The organism is Nonomuraea lactucae, assembly GCF_003313395.1.
Classification (GTDB): Bacteria; Actinomycetota; Actinomycetes; order Streptosporangiales; family Streptosporangiaceae; genus Nonomuraea; species Nonomuraea lactucae.
In genome coordinates this window covers 1-26,164 of the sequence record NZ_QNFZ01000269.1, presented here as the reverse complement: position 1 = coordinate 26,164, position 26,164 = coordinate 1, and the positions used below count along the sequence as shown (strand labels likewise).

Below are 26,164 nucleotides of genomic sequence, written 5' to 3'. Positions count from 1 at the left end.
GACCGCACCGGCGATGTCACTTCGAGCCGGTGAACGCGATGCCCTGGATCAGCTGCCTCTGCATGATCACGAATAGCACGACGATGGGCGCGCTGGCCATCAGCGATCCGGCCATGAGGACGGGGTAGTCGGTCATGTGCTCGCCCTGCAGGGCAGACAGGCCCGCCGAGAGCGGCATCTGCTCGGGGTCGGTGTTGACGATGAGCGGCCACATCAGGTCGTTCCACGACCACAGTACGGTCAGCACGCCGAGCGCGAGCAGCCCCGGCCTGGCCAGCGGCAGCATCACGCTCCAGAAGATCCGCAGCGGGCCCGCGCCGTCCAGCCGGGCGGCCTCCTCGACCTCGCGGGGCAGGGTCATGAAGAACTGCCGCATCATGAACGTGCCGAACGCGCTGAACATGCCGGGCGCGATCAGACCGGGGAGGGTGTTGAGCCAGCCCAGGCCCTGGATGATCTGATACTGCGGGATGAGGAAGAGCTGGCCGGGCACCATCAGCACCGACAGCAGCGCGATGAAGACGACGTTCCTGCCGGGGAAGCGCAGCCGGGCGAAGGCGTACGCCGCCAGCGAGCAGAAGAGCAGCTGCGCCAGCGTCCGCCCGGCGGTCATCACCACGGTGTTGCCGAACTGCCGGAGGAACGGGCTCTCGTCGAAGATCTCGGCGTAGTTGGACCACTCGAACGACGGGATCCAGACCGGCGGCATCCTGGTCGACTCGGTGAAGGTCTTCAGCGAGGTGAGCACCTGCCAGAAGAACGGCGTCACCATCGCCGCCGCCCCGACCGCGAGCACCAGGTGGACGGGCCACAGGCGACCGTTACGCATAGTGCACCCACCTCTTCTGCATGCGGAACTGGACGACGGTCAGCGCCAGTGTGATGACCATGAGCACCACGGCCATGGCGGCCGCGTAGCCCTTGGCGCCCTCCTCGAAGGCTCGCGTGAAGAAGAGCGACACCACGGTCTGCGTCTCCTCCCGTGCGGGATTGCCCCTGCGGAACAGCAGGTATATGAGGTCGAACATCTGCAGGCCGTTGATCACACCGAGCACCGAGACGAAGAAGACGCTCGGCGACAGCAGTGGCAGGGTGACCTTGAAGAACTGCCTGACCCGGCCGGCGCCGTCGAGGGCGGCCGCCTCGTAGAGCTGGTCCGGGATCGACTGCAGTCCCGCCATGAAGATGACGGCGTTGTAGCCGATCTGCGTCCAGATGCCCACGGCGACGATGGCGTACAGGGCGGTGGACGGGTTCGCGATCCAGGACGTGCCGCGGATGCCGACGAGGGAGAGCAGGTAGTTGATCAGCCCGTAGTCGCCGTTGTAGAGCCAGGACCAGATCATCGCGACCGCGGCCGGCATCGTGACGACCGGCAGGAAGTACAGCGTCCGGTAGAACGAGACCAGCTTCAGGCCCCTGGTGCTGAGCAGCGCCGCCACCCCGATCGACAGGGGGATGCCGAGCAGGCTCAGCCCGCCGTACAGGAAGGTGTTCTTCAGCGCCTTGGCGTTGGCGGGGTCGGCGAACAGCCGCTCGTAGTTTCGCAGCCCCACCCAGGTCGCGTCGCCGAACAGCGTCCACTCGGTGAAGCTGTAGTAGACCGACTGCGCGACCGGCCACAGGTAGAACACGCCCAGCCCGAGCACGAGCGGCGCGATCATCGCATAGCCCCAGAGCCACTCGCGGTCGCGCAACCCGCGGCGACGGGCGCGGCGGGCGGCCACCCTCCCGGTGACCGCCGCCCTCTCGACCGTGCCCACTTCTCCGGCGCTCACGTCTCCAGCACTCACGTCTCCGGCGCTCACTTCTCCTGCGCTCACTTCTCCTGCGACAGGGCCGCGTTCATGGTCGCCGCGAACTGCTTGGCGACCGCCTCGACGTCCTGGCCGTCCGAGAACGCCTTGGTGATCGCGTCGACCTCCGGAGCCGACCACGCGGCGGTGTTCTTCGAGACCGGGTACGGCCTGGCGTCCGGGAGCTGGTCGATGAACGCCCGGAGGTTGAGCTCGGGCATCGACTTGACCCAGGAGTCCTGCAGGCCCTCGTAGGCCGGGATCACCGCGCCCGACTCGGCCTGGATCTTGTTAGCCTGCTCCGAGCCGAGGAACTTCAGGAACTCCCAGGCCTCCCGGGGATGCTCGGTCTTGGCGTAGATGACGTTGGCCAGGCCGTGGATGACGGTGGCCTTGCCCTTGGGGCCGGCGGGCAGCGGCGCGACGTCGGCGTCGAGGCCCTCGGTCCTGGCGTACTGCGGGGCGTCGTACGAGCCGTCGTACCACATGGCGAGCTTGCCGCTCTTGAACATCTCGATGGGGTCGTTGTCGGTCATCTGCTGGACCGTCGGCGACACCTTCTGGTCGAGCAGGTCCTTCCAGAACCTGAGCCCCTCGATGGTGGCCGGGTCGTCGTAGCCGGACTTCTTCTTGTCGTCGGAGATGACGTAGCCGCCGGCCTGGAAGATCGTGTTGTAGTAGAGCTCCTGCGGCCAGGCCATCGCCCCGATGCCGTGGACGCCCTTGGCCGGGTCGGTCAGCCTCTTGGCCGCCGCGCGCACGTCGTCCCAGGTCCACGACGCGTCGGGGTACTTCACCTTGGCGGCGTCGAAGAGATCCTTGTTGTACCAGAGGCCGATGGTGTCGAAGTCCTTCGGGATGCCGTACCGCTTGCCGTCCAGGGTGTAGAGGTCGACCAGCGACTTGGGGTACTTGCCCATGTCGACCTTGTCCCTGGCGACCTGGTCGGAGATCGGCAGGAGGGCGCCCTGCGAGGCGTACAGGCCGATGCGCGGCCCGTTCATCCAGAACACGTCCGGCGCGGTGCCGCCCGCGGCGGCGGTCTGCAGCTTGGTCCAGTACTCCTTGTTCGGCGTGAACTGGAGCTTCACCTCGATGTTCGGGTGCGTCCTGGTGAACTCCTGGGCGATCTTGGTCATCGCCGCGCCCTGGTTCTCGTTGTCCCAGTAGGCATAGGTCAGCGTGACCTTGCCGCCGGACGCTCCCCCGTCAGACGAGGAGCATCCCGCGAGTCCCGCCACGAGCGCACCGGCGCATACCAGCGCCCACGTCTTCCCTGTCATGTCGTCCCCATCTGTCGGGTCTGTACGAGTGACTGGAAGATAGCGCTCAATTATGAAAACAACTATAGATAAATGAGCATGATCTCGCAGAAGATGCGCGTCAGCGACCTCTTCGTGACAGCTTCGTGACCGAATTAACTAAGCCCTCTACGAAAAGAGGTGGGTGTCCGCGTGATCGAGGGCCCACCTGACGGCCCCCACCGTGATGCAGTCGCTCCCCAGGCCCGAGGGCACCACCCGGGGCGGGTAGAGACAGGTCTCGTCGAAGTACGCCTGGATGGGGGCGACGATCAGGTCACCGGCCCTGGCCAGGCTGCCGCCGACCACCACCATCTCGGGATCGAGCGGGTTGACGACGGTGAGCAGGCCCTCGCCGAGGTGGCGCGCGAAGCCGCTGACGGCCAGCGCGGCCTTCTCGTCGCCGGCCCGGGCGCGGGCGATGGCGAACTCGGCCGCCTGCCGGTGCGAGCGCAACTCCCCCGGCTCCACCGCCATCGCGTAGTCGGCGACGTGCTTGAAGGCCAGCCAGTGGTCGCCCGCCTGCCGCCCGATCTCCCCGGAGGCGGCGTGCGCGCCGCGGTGCGGCCGGCCGCCGATCAGCAGGCCGAGACCGAGCCGGTCGCCGGTGAACAGGTAGATCACATCGTTGAGCCCGCGCGCCTCGCCCCGCCAGTGCTCGGCGATGACGGCCAGGCGCATGTCGTTCTCCACCAGCACCGGCGCCGGAAGCCGCCTGCTCAGCTCGCCCTGCAGATCGAGGCCGGTCCAGCCGGGCAGGACGACGCTCTTGACGACCCGGCCCGCCCCGTCGACCACGCCTGTGGTGCCGACTCCGACCGCGGCGAGGTCGGGCACGGACAGGCCCGCCTCCGCCGCGACGGCGACGACCAGCTCGGCGACGGCGTCGAGCCGTTCGGCGACGGACAGCGCGGTGTGGGCCGGCACCCGGCGGCCGGCGACGATCGTCCCGTTGAGGTCGGCCACCATGGCGCGCAGCGAGGAACCCCCGATGCCCACCCCGGCCACGTGCCCGGCCGCCGCGCGGAACCTGAACCTCTTGGCGGGCCTGCCACGCTGGCGGTCGCCCGGCTCCTCACCGCACTCCTCGGCCCAGCCCTCGGCCAGCAGGTCCTCGACGATCACTTCGGCGGTCGGTCTGGAGACTCGGGCCGCCCTGGCCAGCTCGCTCAACGTCACGACATCCGCCTCGCGCAGGATGCGCAGGATCGCGGCGGAGTTGAGCCTGCGCAGGAGGGAGGCGTCGCCGCTCTGCTGTCGCACCGAGACCTCCATGTCAGCCGTCCGACCCGTCATCTTACTTAACGAACTTGGTTGTGTAATCCGTCCGGCAGGGGCGCGGCGTGAAGCGGAGCTGTGGGGGCACTTAAGAATCCCTCGATGGACACGTCCCGGGGGGAAGGGGCACAGTGCGTTAGGTTCGATGAGGGGGGATTCAGGTCATGAAAGCGCTGGTCAAGGAGAGGGCGGAGGCCGGCCTGTGGCTGGTCGACGTGCCGGAGCCCACACTCGGGCCCGGCGAGGTGCTGATCAAGGTGCTGCGCACCGGGATCTGCGGCACCGACCTGCACATCCGCAAGTTCGACGACTGGGCGCGCCACACCCTGACGCTTCCCCTCATCGTGGGACACGAGTTCAGCGGCGAAGTCGTCCAGACCGCCCCCGGAGTGGACAACGTCGCCGTCGGCGACCTGGTCAGCGGCGAGGGCCACCTGGTCTGCGGCACCTGCCGCAACTGCATGGCCGGCCGCCGCCACCTGTGCCGCAACACCATCGGCCTGGGCGTGCACCGCGACGGCGCGTTCGCCCAGTACGTGAGCCTGCCCGCGGCCAACGTGTGGGTGCACCGGGTGCCGGTCGACCCGGACGTGGCCGCCATCTTCGACCCGTTCGGCAACGCGGTGCACACCGCGCTGTCCTTCCCGCTGGTCGGCGAGGACGTGCTGATCACCGGCGCCGGCCCGATCGGGCTGATGGCCGCCGCGGTGGCCACCCACGTCGGCGCCCGCAACGTGGTCATCACCGACGTCAGCGACGAGCGGCTGGAACTCGCCGCCAAGCTCGGCGTCAGCCTGGCGCTCAACGTCGCCCGCGCCCCGATCGCCGACGGGATGCGCCGGCTGGGCATGCGCGAGGGCTTCGACGTGGGCCTGGAGATGTCGGGCAACCCGCAGGCGATGCGCGACATGATCGCGCACATGACCCACGGCGGGAAGATCGCGATGCTGGGGCTGCCGGCCGAGCAGTTCGCCGTCGACTGGGCCACCGTCGTCACCTCCATGATCACCATCAAGGGCATCTACGGCCGGGAGATGTTCGAGACCTGGTACAACATGTCGGTCCTGCTGGAGAAAGGACTCGACCTGTCCCCCGTGATCACCGACCGGTTCGCGTACCACGACTTCGACGCCGCCTTCGACACCGCCGCGAGCGGCCGCACCGGCAAAGTCATCCTGGATTGGAGCGTTTGATGTTCACGAACGTGCGCGAGCAGCTGCGTACGACGCTCGTCGAGATCAACGAGGCCGGGCTGCTCAAGCCCGAGCGCGTGATCACCACCCCCCAGAGCTCCAACGTGAGCGTGGCAGGGCGCGAGGTGCTGAACTTCTGCGCCAACAACTACCTCGGCCTGGCCGACCACCCGGCCGTGATCGAGGCGGCCAAGCAGGCGCTCGACCGGTGGGGTTTCGGCATGGCTTCCGTCCGGTTCATCTGCGGCACCCAGCAGGTGCACAAGGAGCTCGAAGCACGCCTGTCCGACTTCCTGGGCATGGAGGACACCGTCCTCTACAGCTCCTGCTTCGACGCGAACGGCGGCGTGTTCGAGACGCTGCTCGACGCGCAGGACGCCGTCATCTCCGACGCGCTCAACCACGCGAGCATCATCGACGGCATCCGCCTGTCCAAGGCCCGCCGCCTCCGCTACGCCAACCGCGACATGGCCGAGCTGGAGGCCAGGCTGAAGGAGGCGACGGACGCCCGGCGCAGGCTGATCGTCACCGACGGCGTGTTCTCCATGGACGGCTACCTCGCGCCGCTGGCGGAGATCTGCGACCTGGCCGAACGGTACGAGGCGATGGTCATGGTCGACGACTCCCACGCCGTCGGCTTCGTCGGCCCCACCGGCCGGGGCACGCCCGAGCTGCACGGGGTCACCGACCGGGTCGACATCATCACCGGCACGCTCGGCAAGGCCCTCGGCGGGGCCAGCGGCGGCTACGTCTCGGCGCGCGAGGAGATCTGCGAGCTGCTGCGCCAGCGCTCGCGCCCCTATCTCTTCTCCAACTCCCTCGCCCCGGCCATCGCCGCCGCCTCGCTGCGCATCCTCGACCTGCTGGAGACCTCCGGCGAGGCCCGCGAACGGCTCCGCTCGAACACGGCCCGGTTCCGCGGCGAGATGACGCGGGCCGGGTTCGACATCCTGCCCGGCGACCACCCGATCGTGCCCGTCATGATCGGCGACGCCGCCAAGGCGGGCGCCATGGCCGAACGCCTGCTCGACCTGGGCGTCTACGTGATCGGCTTCTCCTACCCCGTGGTGCCGCACGGCCAGGCCAGGATCCGCGTCCAGCTCTCGGCCGCGCACTCGGCCGAGGACGTGGACCACGCGGTGGCGGCCTTCGTACAGGCTCGCGGCTGACCACCGCCCCGGGATGGCCTGGGGTGGATGACAGTGCGCCCTGGTATTTGGGGCGCCTGGATATCCTCACTGCGTGATAGACACGCGGCGCCTGCGCACGCTGCGCGCGGTGGCCGACCACGGCACGGTCACCGCCGCGGCCGCCGCCCTCCACCTGACCCCGTCGGCCGTGTCGCAGCAGCTCGTGGCGCTCGAACACGAGGTGGGCCACCGCCTCTTCACCCGCGACGGCCGCGGGGTTCGCCTCACGGCCGTGGGCAAGATCATGCTGCGCCACGCGAACGAGGTGCTCGCCCAGCTCGAACGCGCCCAGGCCGAGGTCGCCGCCTACACGACCGGCGAGGCGGGTGAGATCACCGTGGCCTGCTTCGCCACCGCGATCAGCGCCGTCCTCGCGCCCGCCATCGCCACCCTCCGCGAGAAGGCGCCCGGCCTCCAGGTCCGCGTACGGGACGCGGAGGGCGACCAGGGCCTGGCCATGCTCCTCGACGGCGAGGCGGACCTGGCGATCGCGGTCGAGTATCGCGGCGCCCCGGACGCCGCCGACCGCCGCCTGTCGCGCCTCCCCCTGTACGCGGAGCCGTTCGACCTGGTCCTCCCCGGCGACCATCCCATCGCCACGCCCCTTCCCAGCGGCATGTCCGGGCCACCGTCCACACCCGGCCCATCGCCCGCCCCCAGCCCAGAGCCCTTGCTCGGCTCGTCACCCGCGTGGACGCTGGGGGCGGTGGGGGCTTCGGACGCATCCGGGGCACTGGACACGCTGACACTGTCGGACCTGGGCGGCGAGACCTGGATCGGCCCGTACCCGGGCAACCCGGTCCACGACGTGATCGCCTTCGCCTGCGAGCAGGCGGGCTTCACGCCGAGATTCGCACACTGCTCGGACGACTTCCGGGCCGTGGTCGCGCTGGTGGCCGCGGGCGCGGGGGTGGCGCTCGTACCCCGGCTGGCACTGCGCGACATGGCACCCTCCGGGATCGTCGTACGCCCCGCGCCCGGCCCGGAACGCCGCGTCTTCGCCGCCGTCCGTCGAGGCGCCGAATCCCACCCGCTCCTCGCCCCCTTGCTCGACACCCTCCACACCACCGCAGACCCCCTCAAAACCCCCTAAACCCCCAAGGCATTGCCCTCGCCACGCCAGCGCTGCGCGCGAAAGACGCCCGACGGGGGAGCCGAGCTCCCCCCATCCCCTTTGCCGGGTGGCCTCCCGGCCCCCGGACCCGGCCTTGGCGAGTTGCGGCAGCGACATGGAGCCACAATCATCCGGCCACTCCAACCGCTCCTCCACACCTACCCGCTCCGGATGAAGCAGCGTGCCTCTCACCAGCTCGTACTGCTCGCGCAACCACTTCACCGCGACATCCGGATCCTCGAACGTGCCCGCGACCCGCGAACCCACCTTGAGCAGCCAGTCGCCGGTCCGCATGGGAGGCAGAGCGCTGCGACGGGGCCGAGTTCGGTTGAGATCCGGGTGGCCGACGGGCGAACGTTCCCCATTGCCTTGGACACCATCTCGGGCCGGCCCCAGACCACCGCCGCCCGCTAACCGCCGCCCCGAAAGCGACGCAGCTGGGAGTAGGCCGTCGGCCGGTCGACCTGGGAAATGACGCGATTACGTCAGAAGAACACGAAGGAGACCTACGACACCAACTGTGCGGAGGTGGCGCGCGACCTGGCCTCACCCCCTGGTGCACATGTCAGCTGCTGGCACACTCCAGGCGGTCTCGACGCGCGGGAGATGACCGTCACTGATGAGAATCGACTGTCGCCGGTGGTGGGGCGGTTCCCGTGGCCCGGCCCATGCCGAAGCGGGTGAGTTAGTGTGACCCCGTGAGCCCGCCTGAGGTGGCCGCTGGCCTATTATCGCGTCTGGCTGCCCGTGCCCGGTCAGCCGTACAGGTCGGAAAAGTGGGCGGGCGCCCCGCCCCGCTCGTCGAAGTGGCCGGCCTGCTACTGGTGATCCTGATCTTCTCGCGGCTCCATGCCGCCGCCGGGAAGGACGTCGCGGCCGCCACCGCCAACGCTCTGATCCTGCAGTCCATCGAGCGCGCCCTGCACCTGGACATCGAGTTGGGGGCGAACCAGTGGCTGAGCGGCCATCCGGCCCTGATCCAGCCGGCGGTGTCCTACTACCGCCTGTACTACATCGTGATCATCGGTGTGCTGGTGTGGGTCTTCGTCCAGCATGCCGAGGTCTACGTCAGGGTCCGCCGGACCCTCATCGTGATGACCCTCCTCGTGCTGCCCGTTTTCTGGGCGCTGCCCATGTCGCCCCCACGGTTCGCCCTACCGGGCATCGTCGACATCATTGCCGAGCACGACATCCTGGGCAGCGGCCATGCCACACGAGACCTCAGCAGCGGCCGGAACCTGTTTTCTGCAATGCCCAGCATGCATGTGGGATGGTCGTTGTGGTGCGGATACGCCGCGTGGTTCGCGCTGCGCGGCTCCCATCCGCGATTGGCGTTGCTACCGTGGATCTTCCCGCTGGGCATGGCGGCAGTCGTGCTCACCACAGGGAACCACTACGTGCTCGACATCGCCGGAAGTGTCGCGTTGCTCGTCATCTCCATCGCTGTTGTAGCAGTGTGGGGCCGCCTCGCCGAGGGCCAGCGGACAGTCGCATGAAAGCCGTCGCCGGAGACGATCACTTGTGCTTCGCCATGCCAGCGGCGCGCTTTCCCTGCTCCGCCAGCGGCCCGACACCAGCCGAGCCTTCTTAAGATCGCTTCCCAGAGCGGAAGTGAACGTTTCCCGATGTGTCCCGCGATGCGCGACTCGGGTATTCGGTTGGCAGACGCTGACGATGTCGTGATACTGCGGGGATGCTCACCGATGCTGACGACCCCCAAGAGAGGATGAACTCCTTCGCGTACGTCGAATCCCCCGAGCCCCATCCCGAGATCCCGCTCGTCGGCGGTGACGTCACCGAGGGGGGTCGCGCGTGTGGGCGACAGGGTGCGCCGGCCGGTCGGCCCCAATGCCCCGCTCGTCCACGCGCTGCTGCGCTATCTGGAGGAGATCGGTTTCGGGGGCGCTCCGCGGTTCCTCGGCATCGACGCGGGAGCGGCGGCTGGGCGAGGATATGGGATGAGGGCGTCGGTGACCAGATCAAGCGGCGCGAGCCATGGCTGGAGCGCAATGGCGCAGCCATCGACGCGGCGCTGAATACGCCGTAACCCCGACAGGTTCTTGTCCTCGCCGGCGGTGGCCATGGTGCGACCATCGGGGCTGAAGGCGACCGCCTCAACCGTGTTCGGCTGCCAGTCATCGTCGTCGACCGCGTTGATGTGGCCGGTCGGCGCGCGGCTGATCTCCCTGGCGTGGGCGGGGTCGGTCACGTCCCACAGGATCACGGCGCCGTTCCAGCCTCCGGTGACCAGGGTGTGACCGTCCTTGGGACGGAACGCCAGGGAGAACACCCAGCCGGAGTACGCGGTGAACGGGCGGCCGAGCGGGCGGGGGGCCGCTGGATCGGCGACGTCCCAGACGATCACTGCGCCGCTCGTGTCCGCGCTGGCCAGGATCGGCCGCCAGGCTTGAACGCCATGGCATGTATGGGGCTCTTATGGCCGGTCAGGGGTGGGCTGTACTTGCGGGGGGTGGCGGGATCGGTGACGTCCCAAAGGATCACCGAGTGGTTGCCCACGCCGCTGTAGATGCTGTCCGAGCCGGCGACGGCGAGGATGCGTCCGTCCGGACTGAACGCCACCGGTCGCACCGACTCGGCGTGGCCGGTGAACGGCCTGCCGAGCCGGCGGGGCCGAGCGGGGTGGGAGACGTTCCACAGGACCACCTTGTTGTCCGCACTCGCGGTGGCCAGCGTACGGCCATCGGGGCTGAACGCCACGGAATGCACGTCCAGCGTGTAGCCGTTCAGCGGTGGCCCGCGTCGCCGCGGGCGGGTGGGATCGGCCACGTCCCACAGGATCACCGTATTGTCCGCGCCGCCGGTGGCGAGAGTGTGACCGTTGGGACTGAAGGCCACACCCTCCACTCCCCTGGCGTGAGCGCTGAGCGGGGGCCGAGCAGGCGTGGTTTGGAGGGGTGGGTGATGTCCCACAAGATTACGGTCTTGTCCAAGCTGGCGGTGGCCAGGACGCGCCCGGCGGGGCTGAAGGCCAGTTCGGGCGGTCGCCGCGGCGCGCTCGCGGCTCGCGATCAGGAAGGCGCGTGCTTCAGGGGCCAGGTCGACGATCGAGGGTGCCTCATCGGCAGGGGTACCGGGAAGGGTCAGATTCGTCACGGTGGCGCCGACCCGTTCCGCGTCCCACAGGAAAAGCTCGGGTCGGCCGGCGTTCATCCAGTCGCCGGCGGCTTGCTCCACGGACCGCGCGGTGTGCAGGGCGACAGCACGCTCGGAAATCGCGTTGGCCAACGGGGGCCAGGCGGTGAGCATCGCTTCGTGGGCCACCGCGATCCAGGTGCCGTGCTCGTCGGGGGCGGTCGTGAGCAGCCGGTGGTCGACGAAGACGTCCGCGGCGGCCTGCAACCGGTCCGGCAGGGTGGCGTAGCCGATGCGGCGGCGCGTGTGCCGCCCGGCGCTGTCGAGAGCGGTCAGCCGCACCAGGCCGGCCAGGATCTGCTGACCGCTGAGACCGCTGCGCGTGATGGCCGTGGCGTGCGCGGCGTCCGCCCGCCTGGCCAGGGCGCCGTGGACTCCGCCCAGGCTGTCGTACCGGTCCGCCGAGAGGGCTTCGCCACGCGACAGACCCTCGACGAGCTGCTGGAGGGTGAAGGCCAGCAGCGGCAGGGCCTCTCCGCCGCCGGTGTCGGCGACCAGGCGGCCACCAGTTCCGGCTCGATCCGCAGCCCTGCGATCTGCGCCGGTCCTTCGATGGCCAGGCGGAGCATGTCCTTGTCCAACGGGCCCAACACGTAGGTGTCCAGAGGTATGCCTGTCAGGCCGGGGAGAGTCCGTAGATCGTCGAGGAACACCGAGCGGAGGGTGGCCACCACACGCACTGGGCCGGCCACCGCCTCCCGCAGCACAACGGCCAACCCGTGACCCGACTTCACCAGGAGCGCTCCGGCACCGGGGTGATCCACCGGGCGACCGCCGGCACCCGGTCCGCAATTCGTACATGTACCATCCGGTTCGGGGCGCCCCTTACTCCCGGGCAGAAGTCGCGTCACCACAGTTGGAGCTAGCATCTCGCTATGACGATGGTTGGCAGGGACCGAGAGGCCGCCGCGGTCCTCGCCCTGGCCAGCGGCAGTCTGGTGCTCACCGGCGAGGCGGGGTCGGGCAAGTCGACCATGCTCGAACTCGCCGCCCTGAGGGCGTCGGGCGGGCGCCGTGTACTGCGGGCGGACGGCGCGCCCAACGAGACCAACATCCCCTTTGCCGCACTCCACCAGCTACTGCGCCCGGTGCTGCACGAGGCCGGCGCACTGTCCCCGCGGCAGCGTTCGGCCCTGCTAACAGCGGTCGGCTCTGTCGATGGCGGCACCGCCCCCGACCGGCTGATCATCGGCGTCGCGGTGCTCGAGCTGCTCTCCGGACTCGCCCAGCACACCCCGGTCCTCGTCGTCGCCGACGACGTCCAGTGGTTCGACGCCGACTCCCGCGAAATGCTGGCCTTCGCCGCCCGGCGTATCGGCGAGGAGCCCCTTGCGGTACTCGCCGCCACTCGGGAACAGGCGGCGTTGCCGGGACTTCCGACCCTCGAACTCGGGCCGCTTGACAGGCGGGCCGCCAACCTGCTGCTCGACGCCCAGCCCCGTCCGCCCGGCGAACGGCGCCGTGCACTCATCCTCAGCCAGGCGGCCGGCAATCCTCTGGCCCTGATCGAACTCGCCCGGGCGGACACCACCGACACCGACGTGGACGTGCTTCCGCCGACCGAGCGTCTTGAACGGATCTTCGCCGCCGACCTCGACGCGCTGCCCGCCGCGACCCGGCACGCGCTGCTGCTCGCCGCGGCGGAGACCTCGGATCTGGTCACCACCAGGTACGCCGAGGCGCTGGCGCCCGCGGAGCGGTCCGGGTTGATCCGCATCACCGGGACACGCCTCCGCTTCCGCCACAGCCTGGCGGCATCGGCGGTCTACCACCGCGCCCCGCTGGAGACCAGGCGCAGGGCACACCTGGAACTCGCCGACCTGCTGCGCTCCGAGCCGGACCGGCGTGCCTGGCATCTCGCCGCGGCCGCGCGGGGCCCCGACGACACCGTGGCCACCACGCTGGAGGACACCGCCGCCACCGCCCGGCTGCGTGGCGGCTACAGCGCGGCGGCCACGGCGTTGGAACGTGCCGCGGAACTGAGCACGACGCCGCACGAGCGTGCCCGCCGTCTGGTGCTCGCCGCGGGCGACGCGTTGTTCACCGGACAACCCTCCTGGGTGGAGCGGCTCGCGAGCCGGGTCGCGACAGTCACCGACGAACCGTCGCCGCTGGCGGCGGCCGCGCTCAGAGTCGGGCAGGTGCTCACGCTGACGTCCCAACACGACAGGGCCTACTCGCTGCTCGAGGAGTCCGCCCGTGATCCCGCCAGTGCCGGCGAGGCCTGCGCATCGGCCGCTGTGGTCGCCTTCTACTCCGGCGACGAACAGATGCGTGCGACGGTGTACCGCCAGGCCGCGGGCGACCCGTGGACGGCGGTGGTGACCGACCCGTTCGAACACAGGTCCGAGATGGCCGCGCGCCTGTCCACCCTGGTGAGCGCCGCCGACGGGGACCCCGGGCGGCTGATGGCGCTCGGCACGATGGCATGGATGCTGGATGAGACCTCGCTCGCTGTGCGGATCTTCGACGATGCCCTGCACCGGTGGCGCGCCACCGGCCGGCTTCCCGCCAAGCTGGGTTGCGCGTCCGGCTGGGCCTATCTCGACCACGGCCGCTGGGCGCAGGCGAGGCTCGTAGCGGCGGACACGCGGTCCCTGGCCGACGAGGCGGGGCTCGCCCACCTGGGTGCGGCCGCGATGGCGCTGGAAGCCGCGACGCTCGCTCTGACCGGCGACACCCCCACCGCGCGGGCGTTGGCCGAACAGGCATTGCGGTCCATCGACCCGCTGCACAGCCGCGCCGTCGCCGCCCAGGCGCGCTGGGCGCTGGGCATGACAGCGGTCGCCGACGGAGACCACGAGACGGCCTATACGCAGTTCCGTTCGCAGTTCACCGACGACGGCCGACCCGTCCACTACTACTGTTCCTACGCCGCCCTCGCCGAGTTCTCGGCCGCCGCGGTCCGCACCGGACACCGGCAGGAGGCGGTCGACATCATCGATCGCGCGGCGAAACGCCTGTCCGGCGACGCCTCACCACATATTCGCATGCGGCTCCACCGAAGCAGGGCTCTGCTCGGCCTAGAGGACGTCGAGGCGCACTTCGAGGCCGCCCTCGACGAACCGGCGGGCGAGCAACGGCCGTTCGAACGCGCGGTCATCATGCTCGAGTACGCCCAGTGGCTGCGCCGCCAGCGACGTATCGCCGAGGCCCGGCCCAAACTTCTCGCAGCCGCGGAGACCTTCAAACGCCTGGGCGCACGGCCCTGGGCCGAACGCTCCCAGGAGGAGCTTCGCGCGGCCGGAGTCGACACCCAGCCCGCCACCCCCGAGGCGCTCACCATGCTCACGCCTCAGCAGCAGCACATCATCCGGCTCGCGGCACGCGGCCTGACCAACCGCGAAATCGCCGAACACCTGTTTCTGTCCCCGCACACGGTCGCCTCTCATCTGTACCGCAGCTATCCGAAGCTGGGCATCACCACACGAGCTCAGCTGCGCGACCTGGTCGACGGCTCTCGGACGGGACGCACGGCCGACCCGCCCCTGCCCTCCGCGGCGCAGGGCTGAGGGAGCATCGCATGGCGCCGGCGTAGGTGCAGTAACGCTACTGATACCGGTGTGGTCGCCTCGCCGCGCACACTCGCCGGCATGGATTCCGTCACTTTGGGAGCCGTCGAGATCACCCGGGTGGTCGAGGTGGCCGTCATGCCGTTTCCGCGAGAAGCGGTCTTTCCGGACAGTGATCGTGCGCTGTGGTCAGCCCATGAAGACTGGCTGACCCCGGACTTCTGGGAGCCCGGGTCCGACGTGATCTTCACGGCGATGCAGACCTGGGTCGTGCGCAGCGATGGCAGAACGATCCTCATCGACATGGGGCCGGGAAACGGCAAGGAACGCCCGTATGTACCGGTATTCGGTCATCTGGCCACCGACTTCATCGGAAACCTCGCCCGCGCCGGGGTGCGCCCCGAGGACGTCGACACCGTTGTGTGCACGCATCTGCACGGAGATCACGTGGGCTGGAACACCCGGCTCGCCGGACGCGAGTGGGTGCCCACCTTCCCCAACGCCACTTACCTGATCTCCCGGACCGAGTTCGACTACTGGAACCCGGAGAACGGGCACAGCACACGCTCCGGGCGCGCGATGCAGAACGTCTTCGAGGACAGCGTCGCTCCCGTCCACCGGGCGGGCCAGGTGAAGCTGTGGGACGACCACCACGACATCGACGCGCTGCTGCGCGTCGAGCTCGCACCGGGGCACACCCCCGGCTCCTCGATCGTGACGCTGCGATCGGGCTCCGATCGCGCGGTGTTCGTGGGTGACCTGCTGCACAGCCCCGTGCAGATCGCCGAACCCGACCTCAGCCCGTGCTTCGACGAGGAGGAGTCGCAGGCCCGCGACACGCGCCGCCGCGTACTGGGATGGGCACACGACAACAACGCGCTGGTGCTGCCGGCGCACTTCCCCGGGGCGGCCGCGGCCGAGGTACGCCGAGACGGCGGCGGGTTCGCCATTCATGAGTGGGCCGCGTTCCAGTGATCGTCGCCACATCGGCGGGCAAGGTACGCGGCGGGCCCGAGATGTTCTGGAACATTCCCTACGCCGCACCGCCGGTGAACGCCGAACGGTTCGCCGCGCCGGCGCCACCGGCGCCGTGGGAAGGGGTCAGGGACGCCCGCACGCCAGGACCCACCGCGCCGGTGCCGCCCCGGCGACCGCTGGGGGCACTGGATCTCACCCCCCTGACGGGGCCGGGCTGGGCGCGCGGCGACGACCACCTGACGGTGAACGTGTGGACCCCTTCGACGTCCGGACGGGCCCCGGTCATGGTGTTCGTGCACGGCGGAGCGTTCGTCTTCGGGACGGGCCGGGCACCCATGTACGACGGATCGTCGTTCGCGCGGGACGGCGTGGTCCTGGTGACGTTGAACTACCGGCTGGGCGCGGCCGGCTGGCTGGTCCTTCCGGGCGCCCCCGCCAACCGGGGCCTGCTCGACGTGGTGGCGGCGCTGCGCTGGGTCCGGGAGAACATCGGCGGATTCGGCGGTGACCCCGACGAGGTGACCCTGTTCGGCCAGTCCGCCGGCGCGATGATCGTCAGCGCGCTGCTCGGCGTACCCGAGGCCGAAGGGCTCTTCCGGCGTGCGATCAGCCAGAGCGGCGGTCTGGCCCTGCTGACCCGCCGGCAGAGCGCCGCCACCACGAAAGCGCTCGCCGCGCATCTGGGCATCGACCCCACGGTCGACGCGTTCGCGAAGGTCGACGACGAGCGGCTGGTCGCGGCGACGGCCGCGCTGGCGCCGGTGGCGCTCGCGGGACTGTCGGCCTTCGGGATCGTGGCCGACGAACCGGCGGTGATCCATGACGTCGAACTACTGGTGGGCGGGAACTCCCAGGAGTCGAACCTCTACGCGGGTCCCGGCATCGACGCGCCGGCCATCGACGCACTGTTCCGCGACGGCAGCCGCGCTCTCGCCGAACGCCACGGCAGGGCCCGCACCTACGAGTTCGACTGGCGTGCCGGCCCTTACGGGGCCTGCCACACCGTAGAGCTCCCGTTCGTGTTCGAAACCACGCACCTTCCCGAGCTGTGCCGGCCCGGTGGCCTGCTCGGCCCCGAGGTTCCGGAGCCGCTGGCCAGGCGAGTGCACCAGGCGTGGGTGCGGTTCGCGGCCACGGGGGACCCGGGTTGGCGGCAGCACCACCGATTCACCGAGGAGGAGAAACCATGAGCAGGAAGACGATCGGAACCGCGCCCGCGACGGTGCCCCTGTCCCTTGGCGTTCGTAAGGGGAACATCCTGGCGGTGGCCGGCCAGATCGGCGTCGGCGCCGACGGCGAGGTGGCGGGCCCCACGGTCGCCGAGCAAACCGAGCAGGTGCTCGCCAACGTCGCCTCGGTGCTCGCCGAAGGCGGCGCCGGCATGGACGACGTGGTCATGATGCGTGTCTACCTCACCGACACCTCCCACTTCGCCGCCATGAACGAGGTGTACGAGCGTGCGGTGCCCGCGCCGTACCCGGCGCGGACCACCGTCTACGTGGGGCTGCCCGACTGCCTGCTCGTCGAGATCGACGCGCTGGCAGTGGTGAACGCGCCGTGAACGACACGGTAGGGCCCCACATGGGGGGAGGCACGTCCACCCGCTGACACACCACCGCCGCGGCCCTCGTTTCGGAACCTCGAACCCGCCTGTCTGCGGAGAAACCCCGGACACACCCTCCAAGGGAGCCTTGCATGCAACACAACGAGAGTCAGCCCGCCAGGCGTACGGTCCTGCGCGCGCTGGGGTTCGGCGCCGCCGCGGTCGGTGCCGCACCCCTGCTGTCCGCCTGCGCGGGCGGGCTCAAGAAATCGGGACAGTCCTCCGACTCCACCATCAGGATCGGCTACGTCAGCCCGCGCACCGGCGCCTTCGCGGCGTTCACCGAAGGTGACGCCTACATCCTGGAGCAGGTCCGGGCGCGGTTCGGGAAGGGCCTCACGTACGGCGGGAAGACGTACTCGGTGGAGATACTCGACCGGGACACCGGCTCCGATCCGCAACGGGCGGCCGGCATCGCCGGTGAGCTCATCACACGGCACAACGTCGACCTGATGCTGGCCACCACGACCCCGGACACCGTGCACCCCGTCGCGGAGAAGTGCGAGAGCGAGGGCGTGCCCTGCGTCTCGACGATAGAGCCCTGGCAGGCGTTCTTCTTCGGCCGGGGCGGCTCGGCGACCAAGACGTTCAAGTACACCTTCCACTTCAACAGCGGTATCGAGGGGCTGGCCCGGATCGAGACCGACATGTGGCGGCTTTTCGACACCAACAAGAAGGTGGGAGTTCTCTGGCCCAACGACTCCGACGGCGCCGCGTTCCGCGACAAGACGGCCGGGTATCGGGCACAGACCGGTGTCGGAGGGTTCACCATCGTCGACCCGGGAGCGTACGAGAACGGCACCAAGGACTTCTCCTCGGTGATCGCCCGATTCAAGGAGGAAGGCGTGGAGATCCTGGCCGGCGTCCCCGCCCCGCCGGATTTCTCCACCTTCTGGACGCAGGCGTCCCAGCAGAATTTCCAACCCAAGGTCGCCACGATCTCCAAAGCGGTCCTGTTCGAGACCTCGGTCGCCGCCCTGCCCAACGGCCTCGGCGACGGGCTGTGCGTCGCGACGTTCTGGCTTCCCGCGTTCCCGTTCTCCTCGACGATCACCGGCCAGACCGCCCAGCAGCTCGCCGACGGCTATGAGAGGTCACCGCTGTCCAGGGGCCGCAAGTGGAATCAGGGCCTGGGGTTCAACCACGCGCTGTTCGAGGTCGCCCAGAGCGTGCTGACCAGGGCGGACCCCAAGGACCGGGAGGCGGTGGCCGAGTGTCTCAGTCGGACGACGCTGGACACCGTGGTCGGCCACCTCACCTGGCAGGGAGGCGGCGCGGCGAACCCGGTGAAGAACGTCGCGACCACGGCGGGCGTCGGTACGCAGTGGGTGAGGCGCGCCGACGGCAGCTTCGAGCTCAAGGTGGTCAGCAACTCGCTGGTGCCGACCCTCAAGCTCGACGGCAAGGCGAAGCAGCTGTGAGAGACGGTGCGCGTACCCGCGGAGGGCCGTTGCTGGAGGTCGAGCATCTGGCCGTCAGCTTCGGCACTCTGCGGGTGCTGGACGATGTGAGCCTGGCGATTCCGCCAGGCCAGGCCGTGGGCATCGTGGGACCCAACGGGGCCGGCAAGTCCACACTGATCAACGCCGTCTCCGGGACCGGACAGGTCAGCCGCGGCACGGTGCGGCTGGCCGGCCGCGACGTCACCCACACCTCCGCCGCGCGGCGATGCCGATGGGGGATCGGACGCTCACACCAGATTCCCCGCCCTTTCGGCGACCTGTCGGTCTTCGAGAACGTGCTGGTCGCCGCGGAACGCGGCGCCGGCCTGCGCGGGAGGGACGCCGCGGCGCAGGCCCTACGTTCGTTGGAGGCCACCGGCCTGCTCAGCGCCGCCAACACCATGGCCGGCGCCGTGCCGCTGCTCGGCCGCAAGCGGCTCGAACTGGCCCGGGCGCTGGCCACCTCGCCGCAGCTGCTGCTGCTCGATGAGATCGCGGGCGGCCTCACCGAAGGCGAGGCCGACGAACTGGTCTCCACCGTGCTGTCACTCAAGCAGGCCGGCGTCACGATCATGTGGATCGAACATGTCGTCAAGGCCCTGGTGCAGGTGGTCGACCGGCTGGTCTGCCTAGCATTCGGCCGGATCGTCGCCGACGGCTCACCGGAAGAGGTGCTGGCCAGCCGCGAGGTGGCCGAGGTTTACCTGGGAGGTGCGCTCGCGTGACAGGGCTCGAACTCCACGCGGTCGACGCCGGGTACGGCGACTTCCAGGCGCTGTTCGCCATATCCCTGCACGTCGCAGAGGGGGAGCTTCTCGCCCTGGTGGGAGCCAACGGGGCCGGCAAGTCCACCCTGCTGCGGATCATCGCCGGGTCGCTGCGGCCCTTCCGCGGGAGCATCCGCTTCGACGGCGCGGACATAGCCGACCTGTCCGACATCCGGCGCGCCCGAGCGGGGATCGGCCTGGTCCCCGAGGGGCGACGGCTGTTCCCCTCGCTCACCGTTGAGGAGAACCTACGGGTCGGCGCCGGCACCGGCCGCAAGGGCCGCTGGGACTTGAAGGGGGTGTACGAGGTGCTGCCGTTGCTCGCCGAACGCCGCGACCGCAGGGCGGCCCGGCTCTCCGGAGGCGAGCAGCAGGCCGTCGCCATCGGCCGCGCCCTGATGGGCAACCCCCGGCTGCTGCTCCTGGACGAGGTCTCCCTCGGCCTCGCTCCGGTGGTCGTCGACCAGCTCTACGCCGCCCTTCCCGACATCCGCACTTCGGGCACCACGGTCGTCCTGGTCGAACAGGACCTGTCGCGCACCTTCGCGGTGGCCGACCGGCTCTGCTGCCTCCTCGAAGGCCGGATCGCGCTGAGCGGGCTCGCGTCCGCGCTCACCCGGGCCCAGGTCACCGAGGCATACTTCGGGACCGCCTCGGTGAGCGCACCGGAGGTGACGTCATGACCTGGGTGAACACCATCCTCCAGGGATTGCTGCTGGGCGGGATCTTCGCCATGGCGGCCGGCGGACTCTCCCTGATGTTCGGGGTGATGAGGATCGCCAACCTCGCCCACGGCGACCTGATGATCCTCGGCGGGTACGCCGCCGCGGTGTCCACACTGCACCTCGGCGTACCGGTGCCGCTGACGGTGCTGGTCTCGATGGCCGTGCTCGGCGGCCTCGGCTACCTCCTCCAGCGAACCCTGCTGGACCGGGCCATGGCGCTGAGTGAACTCGCGCCCATGATGGTCACCTTCGGCATCGCCGTTATGATCCCCAACGCCCTGGCCGAGGTCTTCAGCAACGACGCGCAGCCGCTGAACATCGGCGCGCTCGGCACGGCGAGCATCGAACTCGGCGGCGGCCTGGCCATCGGCTGGTTCCCGCTGCTCACCGTCGTCGCGGCTGTCCTCGTCCTGACCGGCCTCCACCTGTTCCTGCATCGCACCCAGATCGGCCGGATCACCCGGGCAACCGCGGACGACCCCGAGGTCGTCCGGCTGATGGGCGTCGACAACCTGAAGATCTACGCGCTGACCACAGTGATCTCCCTCGTCACCGTCGCCCTCGCCGGCACCCTGTACGCCATGCGCCAGGGCGGTGTGACGCCCTACGAGGGCCAGCTCACCGTGCTGTTCGCGTTCGAGACCGTGGTCATCGGCGGGCTCGGCTCCCTGTGGGGCACCCTCGCCGGCGGTCTCGTGCTCGGTGTCGCGCAGTCGGCCGGCGCGCAGATCTCCCCGGACCTGCCGCTGCTGGCCGGGCATGTGGTCTTCCTCCTCGTATTGGTGTTCCGGCCACAGGGCCTGTTCGGCAGGAGTGTGCTCGCATGACCATCCGATCCGCGGTCGTGACCCCCGGCGAGGACCTGCGCCGACCTGAGATCAGCCGGGGCGGGCGGGCCGCTGCGGCCGGCCCGGCTGGAGCGATCCTGGTGTTGCTGCTCATGGCCTGCCTGCCGTACCTCGTCGAGCCCGGCCTCACCAGCGAACTGGTGACCCTGTGCTATCTGGTGACGCTGGCCTCGATGTGGAACCTGCTGGCCGGATACGCGGGGATGGTCTCCATCGGGCAGCAGGCCTACATCGGCCTCGGAGCCTATGCTCTGTTCCTGGCCAACGACCACGGCCTCGACGTGTACACCGGGACCATCGTGGTGTCGGCGGTCGTGGCCCTGGTCGCCTGGCCCCTGTCCTACCTGGCCTTCCGGTTGCGCGGCGGCTACTTCGCCGTGGGCACCTGGGTGATCGCGGAGGTGGTGCGCCTGGTCGTGGTCCGATTCGACTCGCTGGGCGGAGCGGGTGGCCGCGGCCTCGCCGCCGTCACCGAGGACCCGCTGCTCCGGCGAGCCTTCACCTACTGGCTGGCCCTCGGCGTCATGGCCGCCGCCGTGCTCGGCACGTACCTGGTGCTGCGCAGCCGCCTCGGGCTGGACCTTCAGGCCATCCGGGACGACGAGACCGCCGCGAACTCGGTGGGGGTCGACGTGACCCGCGGCAAGCGCGTGATCTATGTGCTGGCCGCCGCCGGCTGCGCCGCCGCCGGGGCGGTGATCTGTGTCGACGGCCTGGGCGTGGCGTCACCGGGCCAGATCTTCGGTGTGCAGTACTCCGCCCTGATGATCTTCATGGTGGTCATCGGAGGTATCGGCACCGTCGAGGGGCCGGTGATCGGCGCCCTGGTGTACTTCCTGCTCGACAAGTATTTCGCGCAGAGCGGCGTCTGGTACCTCGTCATCGTCGGCGCCGCCGCCATCGCCGTCTCGCTGTACCTGCCCCGCGGACTGTGGGGAACGCTGGACCGCCGGAGCGGGCTGGCGATCTTCCCTGTCGCCCGACGGGTCCACGGGCACCAGGGAACAGCGCGCCCCGAAACACGAACCTGACCGGCGACCGCCGCCTGGCGAGGCCCGCGGCATCTCACGGTCGCGAGTGACGTTCGACAACCACCTCCAGGAGAAGGACGACGTGACGAGTGCAGCAGCCGCCTCCGAACAGGAAGAGCGGACATCGGACACCACCGGTTCCCAGCGCCGGGCACCGGTGACGGGCGGTACTCCGCCGCCCCGACCACCAGCGCCCGGCTCGACGGGGACCAAGGCTTCGCAGCCCGGACTTTCCTGCGCTCCGGGGGCCTGACCGCCGAGGAGGTGCGTAGACGGCCCGTAGTGGGAATCTGCACCAGCTGGAGCGAGCTCAATCCGTGCAACCTGCCCACCCGCGACCTCGCCTCCGCGGTCAGACGCGGAGTCACCGACGCCGGCGGGATCGCCCTGGAGTTCCCGACGATCTCGCTCTCCGAGGCACTGGTGCACCCGACCACCATGCTGCTGCGCAACCTGATGGCGATGGACGTCGAAGAGATGATCACAGCCTCGCCGATCGACGCCGTCGTGCTGCTCAACGGCTGCGACAAGACGGTGGCAGCCCAGCTGGTGGGGGCGCTGAGCGCCGGCAAGCCTGCCCTGTCCCTCGGCTCCGGCCACCGCGCCGCAGGTGGCTGGCGGGGACAGACGCTGACCATCGACGACTCCTGGCGGCTCGCCGACGAACGCCGCACCGGCAGGATCGACGACGACGCCTGGGCGCGATTGGAGGGCTGCCTCAGCCCCACCCCGGGCGTCTGCAACGTTCTGGGCACCGCGGTCACACTGGCCATGGTCGCCGAGATCCTCGGATTCGCCCTGCCGGGAAGCGCCCTCCTGCCCGCTGCCTCACCCCAGCGCCTGGCGGTCGCCGAGGCGACCGGCCGGCGTGCGGTCGAAGCCGCCCGGCGCGGCCCCGCCCCCCGGACCCTGGTCACCCGCGAGGCACTGCACGACGCATGGCGGCTGGTGTGCGCCGTCGGCGGCTCGACCAACGCCGCCATTCACCTCCAGGCGCTCGCCGGACGCGCCGACATCGACGTTCCGATGGACGAACTGCGGCGGATCAGTGAGACCACCCCCACGCTCGTACGGGTACGACCCAACGGCCCCCACAGTCTGGAGGAGCTCGAACGGGAAGGCGGAGTCCCAGCCGTGGTACGGGAACTTGCCGACGTGATGCACCTGGACAGGCCGACCGCAGGCGCGACGACCTGGCGCGACATCGTCCGCGACCTGCCGGCCGCCGAGGGTCCAGCCCTGCGCCCCCGCACCGACCCCATCGACCCCCGCGGTGCCATCGCCGTCCTGCGGGGCAGCCTCGCTCCTTCGGGTGGGGTCATCAAGCGCAGCGCCGCCACCCCGGAACTCGACGGGCACGTCGGACCGGCCGTGGTCTTCGACGGTCTGGACGACCTTCGGGCGCGGATCGACGACCCCGCACTCCCCGTGACGAAGGACAGTGTCCTGGTCCTGCGTAACGTCGGCCCGATCGGGGCGCCCGGCATGCCGGAGGCGGGCGCGATCCCGATCCCGGCCAACCTTTACCGCGCGGGAGTGCGCGACATGTGCGCATCTCCGACGGGCGGATGAGCGGGACCGCGTCCGGCACGGTGGTGCTGCACGTGGCCCCCGAGGCGGCGGCCGGCGGCCCGCTCAGCCTGGTGCGCGACGGTGACCCCATCCTCCTCGACGTCACCGCCGGACGCCTGACCTGCTCGTCCACCACGAGGAACTGCGTCGGCGAGCGTCGGACCGCCCTGCCGCGCCGCCCGTCCCGCGCCGGGGTTACCGCGGCCTGTACGTCCGGCACGTGAGCCAGGCGGACCGGGGATGCGATTTCGACTTTCTCCGAGCGCAACCCCCCGAGGCACAGGACCCGCCGGAAAGGAGTGGCATGGAGGCCGCAGTGCGCGCCGGCTGCGAGCCGCTCGCCCACGCCGCGGCCGCGGAAGCCAACGAGTCACTCCGGCCTCGTTGACAGCCCCCCGGCCGTCGTGGCCGGATCCAGCCGCCCCGGGATGTGGACGCACCAGGTCCGCTCCACGGTGCGCGACGCCGACCGTGTGCCTGGACCACCGCGGACTACGGCCAGGGCTCGCGCTCTACCGATGCTCTGGAGTGATAAGCCGGACTGGATGCCAGCTGATCACCAATCCTCGTCGGCGCGCCAGGATGCCTGGACCAAGGCCCGTTCGGTCGCCGCCAGGTGAGTCGCGGCCGCCAGCCATGCCCACGCGTACCGATCGGTGCCGGGATCGGTCAGCCGTCCGAACACGTCGCGGCTCCGGCGGTCGGCCTCAACCGTGAGGGCGGCGGCCAGTTGAGCGGCGACCGCGAACCTGCGGCGTCTGGCGTCCTGTCCGGGTCTGGTCGTGCGCGTGGTCGGCCGGGTGGATCCCGACCGGGCGGCCACCTTGCGCCCGCACGCGGTCGGGCCCGTGCCGGGTGCCGAGCGGACGCTTCGCCTTCCCTCTGAATGGGGAGGCCACGCGGACCTCGGGTATGACCGGCTGCAAGGCTCCCACCTTCCGCCACCGGACGCGTGCCATCCGCGCCCCAGCGCCTTCGCACCGCTTCCTGACGCGTTTCCGCCGCCTACCGACGCGTGCCGTCCGCTTGCTGGCGCGTTCCCGCCGCTTTCCGGCGGCGCCGAGGTCGGTATGGATGCTCTGGCGGACTCCCCGCTGTGGCGGGTACGCCGGTTGGTCGAGCTTGCCGTCACGGGCGGGCGGCGGGCGGTGGCCGAGTCGGCTCGCAGTGGTGACGAGGACGCGCAGGGCACCCAGTTGCGCCGTGCGGGGGCCACCAGGACGGCTACAAGGCCCACTTGGCGGTCGAGCCGGAGACGGGTGCGGGTTCTTGTGCACATGCCGGGATTCAGGATCGACAGTGGAGATCACCCGATCCGGCACGGTCCGCCGGGCGATCCGCCACCGGCCGTCGCAGCCGTCGGAGTCCTCGGCAGGCTCGACGTCCTGATAAGCGACCAGGGCCAGCAGGCCGACCGCGTTCGCGGCCCGCTCGCCCAGCGGTTGGGCGGGAAGGCCGGCCAGCAGCCGGACCGCGTCACCCACCAGCGCATCCACCAGCGCCTGAGGTGCGACCTGATCGTGCCAGGCGATGCGATGCTTGCCCGGGTCTTTGTAGTCATGAGCGCTACAACCGGCCACCGCGGCCTCGGCCGCGCCCGGCACCTCACGGATAACCCGGCGGATGGCAGCGATGATCTGGGTGACGGTGTCCTGAGTGGCCACCGCGTCGTCCAGCACGGTGGAATCCAGCGCTCGCCGCTGCCTGCCGGCCAGGACCCCCGTCTCCGCGACCACCCGCTTGACCCGCCCGAAGATCCGATTGGGGTCACTCGAGCAGGCCAGACGCCGCCGGAAGTAGGTCAGCAGCGACGCATCGAACGCGGTGTCGTGCAGGCCGAGCCCACAAGCGGCCTTCCAGCGCAGGTCACAGCGCAGCTCTTGGACCGCGTCAACGTCGGAGACACCGTACAGCGCCTGCAGTACCAGCACCGTGGCCAAGACCTGCGGCGGCATACTCGGCCGCCCGTTGGCCGAGGGATACATGTCAGAGAACATCTCGGCCGGGAACAGCACCTGACGGTGCTCGGCCAAAAAGGCGAACACGCTCCCTGCCGGGATCAACTCCCGGCAGGTCGTCCACACGTCCGGCCCGATCGACTCCCCGGTCCATTCACCCTGCATGCCAACGAAGTCTGGTCCCGCCTCGTCCGAAGCGAGGCTGCGAGTGGTCAGGCGCGGGCCTGGTGGACGGCCTGGCGGAAGCGGGCGTACCTGTCGAGTTCGGCCTCGACGGGCTGGAGTACGTACTCGGCGCTCACCTGGTCGATGGCCGCGCGCAGGGCCCTGGCCGTACGGCGGGCGCGGCGGCGTCCGCCGGCCCAGGCGGCCAGCCGCGACAGGAGGGCCACCAGCACCCCGGCCAGCGCTCCCCCGAGGAGCAGCACGGTGGGCCAGGGGACGACGCCGAGGGTGGGCACGGGCGGCTCGGGCAACCGCAGGTAGTCCATGGCGAACAGCGCCCCCAGCCAGAGCGCCCCGGCCATCATGGCGGCGAAGATCAGCCACTGCAGCGTGCCGACGACACTCCACCAGCGTGGTCGCCGGGTCACGTGGAGAGACGTTCTGCCCACGGCCCGGTCGACCGCGTCGGCCAGCTCCCGCGACCGGGTGCGGGCCGCCTGGCGGACCGCCGCCGCCCATGACGCGGGCAGGCCGGTCG

The 26,164-nt window shown here is 70.2% G+C and carries 19 protein-coding genes and 4 pseudogenes; 14 read left to right on the top strand and 9 right to left on the bottom strand.

Annotated elements, in window-relative coordinates; translation table 11 throughout:
- Window positions 1-16 precede the first annotated feature (16 nt).
- From DQW85_RS17765 to DQW85_RS17750, 4 genes are all read right to left on the bottom strand, one after another.
- Entirely contained in the window at window positions 17-829 is an 813-nt protein-coding gene (locus DQW85_RS17765; RefSeq protein WP_113701412.1) for a carbohydrate ABC transporter permease, read from the bottom strand.
- The gene (locus tag DQW85_RS17760; protein ID WP_240197245.1) at window positions 822-1,778 is read right to left on the bottom strand and encodes a carbohydrate ABC transporter permease; all 957 of its coding nucleotides are present in this window, start codon (window positions 1,776-1,778) and stop codon (window positions 822-824) included. Before DQW85_RS17760 ends, DQW85_RS17765 begins: the two co-directional genes overlap by 8 nt.
- 41 nt (window positions 1,779-1,819) lie before the next feature.
- On the bottom strand, window positions 1,820-3,079 hold the full coding sequence (locus tag DQW85_RS17755; RefSeq protein WP_113701411.1) for an ABC transporter substrate-binding protein: 1,260 nt from the start codon (window positions 3,077-3,079) through the stop codon (window positions 1,820-1,822).
- 147 nt (window positions 3,080-3,226) lie between these two features.
- A complete protein-coding gene (locus DQW85_RS17750; RefSeq protein WP_113701426.1) occupies window positions 3,227-4,360 on the bottom strand; it encodes an ROK family transcriptional regulator in 1,134 nt (377 codons plus the stop codon).
- Between the two features lie 179 nt (window positions 4,361-4,539).
- On the opposite strand from DQW85_RS17750, the gene tdh reads away from it, so the two are divergent.
- From tdh to DQW85_RS17730, 4 genes are all read left to right on the top strand, one after another.
- Window positions 4,540-5,568, top strand: a complete 1,029-nt coding sequence (gene tdh / locus DQW85_RS17745; RefSeq protein ID WP_113701410.1) for an L-threonine 3-dehydrogenase — start codon at window positions 4,540-4,542, stop codon at window positions 5,566-5,568.
- A complete protein-coding gene (locus DQW85_RS17740) occupies window positions 5,568-6,737 on the top strand; it encodes a glycine C-acetyltransferase (RefSeq protein WP_113701409.1) in 1,170 nt (389 codons plus the stop codon). Before tdh ends, DQW85_RS17740 begins: the two co-directional genes overlap by 1 nt.
- 73 nt (window positions 6,738-6,810) lie before the next feature.
- Window positions 6,811-7,851 (top strand): LysR substrate-binding domain-containing protein, encoded by a 1,041-nt coding sequence (locus DQW85_RS17735; RefSeq protein WP_113701408.1) that lies wholly within the window; start codon window positions 6,811-6,813, stop codon window positions 7,849-7,851.
- Between the two features lie 719 nt (window positions 7,852-8,570).
- The gene (locus tag DQW85_RS17730) at window positions 8,571-9,368 is read left to right on the top strand and encodes a phosphatase PAP2 family protein (RefSeq protein WP_205315204.1); all 798 of its coding nucleotides are present in this window, start codon (window positions 8,571-8,573) and stop codon (window positions 9,366-9,368) included.
- Window positions 9,369-9,748: 380 nt separating this feature from the next.
- Here DQW85_RS17730 and DQW85_RS17720 read toward each other — a convergent pair whose 3' ends face one another.
- The 3 genes and pseudogenes from DQW85_RS17720 to DQW85_RS47935 all read right to left on the bottom strand — a co-directional run.
- The gene (locus tag DQW85_RS17720) at window positions 9,749-10,237 is read right to left on the bottom strand and encodes a WD40 repeat domain-containing protein (RefSeq protein ID WP_113701407.1); all 489 of its coding nucleotides are present in this window, start codon (window positions 10,235-10,237) and stop codon (window positions 9,749-9,751) included.
- Complete coding sequence (locus DQW85_RS17715; protein WP_338043393.1) at window positions 10,234-11,043, bottom strand: WD40 repeat domain-containing protein; 810 nt, start codon at window positions 11,041-11,043, stop codon at window positions 10,234-10,236. Before DQW85_RS17715 ends, DQW85_RS17720 begins: the two co-directional genes overlap by 4 nt.
- Window positions 11,044-11,085: 42 nt before the next feature.
- Window positions 11,086-11,894: pseudogene (locus tag DQW85_RS47935) on the bottom strand (nSTAND1 domain-containing NTPase); the annotation flags it as partial.
- 6 nt (window positions 11,895-11,900) lie between these two features.
- Here DQW85_RS47935 and DQW85_RS17710 point away from each other — a divergent pair.
- The 10 genes and pseudogenes from DQW85_RS17710 (at window position 11,901) to DQW85_RS17665 (ending at window position 23,727) form a co-directional block, all read left to right on the top strand.
- Window positions 11,901-14,537 (top strand): AAA family ATPase, encoded by a 2,637-nt coding sequence (locus tag DQW85_RS17710; RefSeq protein ID WP_113701405.1) that lies wholly within the window; start codon window positions 11,901-11,903, stop codon window positions 14,535-14,537.
- An 81-nt stretch (window positions 14,538-14,618) separates the two neighbouring features.
- Window positions 14,619-15,512 carry an MBL fold metallo-hydrolase gene (locus DQW85_RS17705; protein WP_113701424.1) on the top strand — a complete coding sequence of 298 codons (894 nt, stop codon included), beginning with the start codon at window positions 14,619-14,621 and terminating at the stop codon, window positions 15,510-15,512.
- Window positions 15,494-16,705 carry a carboxylesterase/lipase family protein gene (locus DQW85_RS17700; RefSeq protein WP_240197244.1) on the top strand — a complete coding sequence of 404 codons (1,212 nt, stop codon included), beginning with the start codon at window positions 15,494-15,496 and terminating at the stop codon, window positions 16,703-16,705. The genes DQW85_RS17705 and DQW85_RS17700 overlap by 19 nt, the downstream gene beginning before the upstream one ends.
- Window positions 16,702-17,076 carry a RidA family protein gene (locus DQW85_RS17695; RefSeq protein ID WP_113701404.1) on the top strand — a complete coding sequence of 125 codons (375 nt, stop codon included), beginning with the start codon at window positions 16,702-16,704 and terminating at the stop codon, window positions 17,074-17,076. The genes DQW85_RS17700 and DQW85_RS17695 overlap by 4 nt, the downstream gene beginning before the upstream one ends.
- Window positions 17,077-17,210: 134 nt before the next feature.
- Window positions 17,211-18,539: an ABC transporter substrate-binding protein gene (locus tag DQW85_RS17690; protein WP_113701403.1), complete on the top strand. Its 1,329-nt coding sequence runs from the start codon at window positions 17,211-17,213 to the stop codon at window positions 18,537-18,539.
- 29 nt (window positions 18,540-18,568) lie between these two features.
- Window positions 18,569-19,285, top strand: coding sequence for an ABC transporter ATP-binding protein (locus DQW85_RS17685; protein ID WP_162795074.1), 717 nt, complete (start codon window positions 18,569-18,571; stop codon window positions 19,283-19,285).
- The gene (locus DQW85_RS17680) at window positions 19,282-20,010 is read left to right on the top strand and encodes an ABC transporter ATP-binding protein (protein ID WP_113701401.1); all 729 of its coding nucleotides are present in this window, start codon (window positions 19,282-19,284) and stop codon (window positions 20,008-20,010) included. The genes DQW85_RS17685 and DQW85_RS17680 overlap by 4 nt, the downstream gene beginning before the upstream one ends.
- Entirely contained in the window at window positions 20,007-20,879 is an 873-nt protein-coding gene (locus tag DQW85_RS17675) for a branched-chain amino acid ABC transporter permease (protein WP_113701400.1), read from the top strand. Before DQW85_RS17680 ends, DQW85_RS17675 begins: the two co-directional genes overlap by 4 nt.
- The gene (locus tag DQW85_RS17670) at window positions 20,876-21,931 is read left to right on the top strand and encodes a branched-chain amino acid ABC transporter permease (RefSeq protein ID WP_113701399.1); all 1,056 of its coding nucleotides are present in this window, start codon (window positions 20,876-20,878) and stop codon (window positions 21,929-21,931) included. The genes DQW85_RS17675 and DQW85_RS17670 overlap by 4 nt, the downstream gene beginning before the upstream one ends.
- A 264-nt stretch (window positions 21,932-22,195) precedes the next feature.
- A pseudogene (locus DQW85_RS17665) lies at window positions 22,196-23,727 on the top strand (dihydroxy-acid dehydratase).
- A 1,035-nt stretch (window positions 23,728-24,762) separates the two neighbouring features.
- Here DQW85_RS17665 and DQW85_RS46895 read toward each other — a convergent pair.
- Window positions 24,763-25,626, bottom strand: a pseudogene (locus DQW85_RS46895) (transposase); the annotation flags it as partial.
- 47 nt (window positions 25,627-25,673) lie between these two features.
- Window positions 25,674-26,164: pseudogene (locus tag DQW85_RS17645) on the bottom strand (ABC transporter); the annotation flags it as partial.